The organism is Collinsella sp. OM07-12 (assembly GCF_003438275.1).
Classification (GTDB): Bacteria; Actinomycetota; Coriobacteriia; order Coriobacteriales; family Coriobacteriaceae; genus Collinsella.
This window is the reverse complement of sequence record NZ_QSTQ01000041.1, coordinates 1-3,575: the sequence shown is the minus strand read 5'-3', so window position 1 is coordinate 3,575 and position 3,575 is coordinate 1. Positions and strand designations below refer to the sequence as shown.

General features: G+C 55.0%; 4 protein-coding genes. All 4 read right to left on the bottom strand.

The window, feature by feature from the left end; genetic code table 11:
• Positions 1 to 101: 101 nt before the first annotated feature.
• The gene (locus tag DXB98_RS09910; protein ID WP_117744003.1) at positions 102 to 1,217 is read right to left on the bottom strand and encodes an SIS domain-containing protein; all 1,116 of its coding nucleotides are present in this window, start codon (positions 1,215 to 1,217) and stop codon (positions 102 to 104) included.
• A 193-nt stretch (positions 1,218 to 1,410) separates the two neighbouring features.
• Positions 1,411 to 2,124 carry a GntR family transcriptional regulator gene (locus tag DXB98_RS09905; protein ID WP_117744002.1) on the bottom strand — a complete coding sequence of 238 codons (714 nt, stop codon included), beginning with the start codon at positions 2,122 to 2,124 and terminating at the stop codon, positions 1,411 to 1,413.
• Positions 2,109 to 2,876: a GntR family transcriptional regulator gene (locus DXB98_RS09900; RefSeq protein WP_117744001.1), complete on the bottom strand. Its 768-nt coding sequence runs from the start codon at positions 2,874 to 2,876 to the stop codon at positions 2,109 to 2,111. Before DXB98_RS09900 ends, DXB98_RS09905 begins: the two co-directional genes overlap by 16 nt.
• A gap of 38 nt (positions 2,877 to 2,914) precedes the next feature.
• The gene (locus tag DXB98_RS09895; protein ID WP_117744000.1) at positions 2,915 to 3,403 is read right to left on the bottom strand and encodes a hypothetical protein; all 489 of its coding nucleotides are present in this window, start codon (positions 3,401 to 3,403) and stop codon (positions 2,915 to 2,917) included.
• Positions 3,404 to 3,575: the final 172 nt, after the last annotated feature.

The window sequence follows — 3,575 nt, the reverse complement described above, 5'->3', positions numbered from 1 at the left end:
TGGTCGAAATGCATGATCTCGATCTTCTCGGTTTCCTTCATTTGTCTCTCCTTTCTGGGGTTGTTTCCACATCCCCCATGTCAACGGGCATCAAAACCCGCTTATATTCCGTAACACTCAGCCGCTTTGGCCTTAAGCGCATTGACTGACTCTTCGTAGCCCTCTGCCTTGACCTCCATTTGCTTGGAGACGGCATCGAGATACGGGTGAACGTCCCATGACTTCAGACGCTCGGCGATTATTGCCGCAATCGTCTGGAAGAACACGAGATTGGGAATTGCGCTGAGCAGCGGAGCCACCTGAGGCACCACAACCTCGTGAGCCCCACCCTTGGGATGGGCCGTGAGCAGCACCGTTTTTGTCGTAACGTTCGATAGCGCATCGGCGATATTCGCAAGACGCTCCGACCCCTGCGGATCGTCGACGATAAACACCAGGTAGCCTGGGGTTATCTGCATCTCGGGACCGTGGACGAACTCCTCGCCCTCGTGATGCATGGCAGGAATCTTGATGGTCTCGCTTAGCTTGAGGGCCGCTTCTTCGGCAACGCCATAGTTGGGGCCGTTGCCGACGACCATCGCGGGCATGTGCTCAGAAAGCTCGAGCATGTGGTCTTGGACATATGCCTCGGCGATCTTGCACATCACGGCATTGGCCTGGATAGCCTCGCACAGGTCGTCAAGACGCTGGGCAACGCCCTTGGCGCCAATCGTTCCGCGCGCCTGACCACAGTAAATACCAAAGAGCACCAGGTACTCAACGAGAACCTCGACGCCCAGAGTCACAAAGTCCACCGACTCGACACCCACACCGTAGTCAAGAACGATGTCAGCGTGTTCCTTGATGGGTGCCTCGACGTTTGCCGTGAGCGCAACTGCAGCCATATCGTGCGCGCGCATGTAATCAAGAGCCGCGATCGTATTGGTCGAATAGCCGCTCTGCGAAACGGCAATGTTGAGCGCATGCTGCGGATAGGTGTGTTCAAAATCGACGAAGGCCTCGGGCGTCACAACGGACACCTGCATTTGCAGGGCATCTTGCAGGTAATCGCGGGCGCAATCGGCGGCATGGCGCGACGAACCCGAAGCAACGATGCGCAGCGCGTCAAAAGAACCGGACTGGAAAATATCAACAAGCTGCGCTACCAGCTCAGACGAACGCTCGAGATTCTCTCCCATACGCACATGGGCAAGCTGAACGTAATCGAGCATCTTCATCGTCTCACCTCGTAACAAATCATTAGTATTTGATACCAATCACAGTTACAGGTTACGGCTTTTTGATACCTCTTTGTCGATTAATTTATCCCCATCGGCGAACGGTCGATTTTGAGCCATGTAAGGTTGTATATGCAGTCTGCTCAACGAATCAAAATTCCGTCAGCTTTCAGCCCGTTATGCAAAAAACCAGCTAGTACGTATAGGTATATCCACCCGCATCACCGCGGTTAAACGACTTGACGTACTCGATCGCCTGGCCGCTCGCATCGAAGCTCACGCACTCAAGCGTCAAGGCAAGATCGCCCTGCTCCAGTCCAAGCAGGCCGGCATCTCGCGCGCCCAGCGCTTCGATATCGAGCTTTTCCTGTGCCATGACCGGCTTTCGGCCCAACATCTCATAGGTCTCGTACAAACTGAAGACCGACACGTCAATATCTTCGATTGTGGGAAACAGCAGGCACGGGATGAACGCCATCTCAATCAATACGGGATCGCCGTTGACGCAGTTCAAACGCCGAATCGAATACAGTAAATCGTCCTCGGCAATACCAAACAGGTTGGCATAATATGGGCCCGCATAACGCTTGGAACGCGCGAGGATGCGGACGGACGGCTCGCCGCCCGAAGCACGAACCGATTCGCGAAAGCCTCCCGTTCGCTCGTAGGCAACGGGCACTTTCTGTGCCACAAACGCGCCCTTTCCGCGGACGCGTCGAATCTGCCCACGCCGAACCAGCTCATCGACAGCGCTTCGGATGGTCAAGCGCGTCGTACCAAATTCCTCGGCGAGGTCCTTTTCGGACGGAATCATGGAACCCGCAGGATATATACCGCGCTCGATACGCTCCTCGATGCGGCGTCGAATGCGCATATAAACCGGGGTGGCATCTACTGTTTCAGCCATTGTTCACCTGCCACGCTCCTCATGCCGTTCTTTTCGCCGTTATCGGCAAAGCGGAACTTTGTGGGCAAAATCACCGATTTGCAATGCTCCACAAAACGCATGTCCTTATCAAATTCTATCGTGCTCTCATAGAACACCGGCGTTCCCTCTTCTTGCTGGAGCAACTCGGCCTCTTCGGCGTTCAAACGCGAGATGGAGATATGCTCACGTCCATGCTCAACGCGCACGCCACCTTCTTTGAGCAAGACATCGTAAAGGCTCTCACACTCAAAATCGTGATCGGGAAGCGCGGGGCACAGGGACAGGTTAACGTGAGCCGTCTCGATTGACGCCGGCTCGCCCTCAATAAGTCGAACACGCTGCATGCGGAGCAAAGGAGCGCCTACAGCAACCCCAAGCTTGTCGGCAAGCGCCTCATCCGCCTCGATGGCCCCGGTGGAAACCAGACGAGAAGAGGGGTGCAGGCCGGCAGTCCGCACAGCATCGGAGAAGTTATACGTTTCCTGAAAGATATTGAGCGGTTTGGGAGGACACACATACGTACCCGATCCGCGACGGCTCTCGAGCGTTCCACACGAGATGAGCCGCGTGATACCGGCGCGCAACGCCGTACGCGAAACGCCAATCTCTTCGCACAGCACGCGCTCGGCCGGCAGGCGGTCGCCGCCGGCAAGCTGATGGTGCTGGATATACCAAAGAATCCCCTCGACAGCACGATCTTTGGGGGGAATTGCATAAGATTCGCCTGCCATTGCACAGACTCCTCGTTCAGAAACGTATGTCGCCAAAATTAGGCCAGACCACCCATGGCATCAAATTCGGCCTTGATCTTCTCGGCGACATTCCGATACGACTTATACAGGCTTGAATCGCGTTTGACTTCATCGGTCATAACGGGAATCTCTAAGTTGGAAACCTCGTCTTTTCCCGTCTGAACCGCCACAATAACGCCCATACCAAGACACATATTACGCTTTGCCGCATTTATTTTTGCCGCCTTGGCAGGATTTGCCAGAATACGCTGGGCAAATTCTTGTTTCGAGGCCACTTCTTCGGCCTCAGGATTGCCAGCTTCCACCACCTCGCACTGCAGCACATCCGCGTAGTCAAAAATCCTCGGGGTCGCGCCGCGCTGATGCACGGCCCACTTGCGACGCGTGGCATCCTGGTAGATAGCCGGCAAAAACGTAAAGCGCGGCGGGTCCAAAATCGTGTCCGTGATGGTAAACACATCGGGATCAAAGGCATCCTGCGGGTTTTTCTTCTTGAACAGCCCCATATCAGACTCCCGTACTAACACTTAACAACTCGAGCTAAATATAGCACCAATTTCAAGTCGCCGCTTTAGCGCATCGGTGCATGGCATCTATAGCTCGCTCAGCGGGAAATACACAGACGAGACCCGGGGCGGGGTGCTTGGTTTTGAGAAGTGGGCTTCGCGAACTTCCAAA

Bases quoted from the DNA above. Each gene is read 5' to 3' on its own strand.
- DXB98_RS09910 (WP_117744003.1), bottom strand. From the start codon at position 1,217: ATGAAGATGCTCGATTACGTTCAGCTTGCCCATGTGCGTATGGGAGAG.
- DXB98_RS09905 (WP_117744002.1), bottom strand. From the start codon at position 2,124: ATGGCTGAAACAGTAGATGCCACCCCGGTTTATATGCGCATTCGACGC.
- DXB98_RS09900 (WP_117744001.1), bottom strand. From the start codon at position 2,876: ATGGCAGGCGAATCTTATGCAATTCCCCCCAAAGATCGTGCTGTCGAG.
- DXB98_RS09895 (WP_117744000.1), bottom strand. From the start codon at position 3,403: ATGGGGCTGTTCAAGAAGAAAAACCCGCAGGATGCCTTTGATCCCGAT.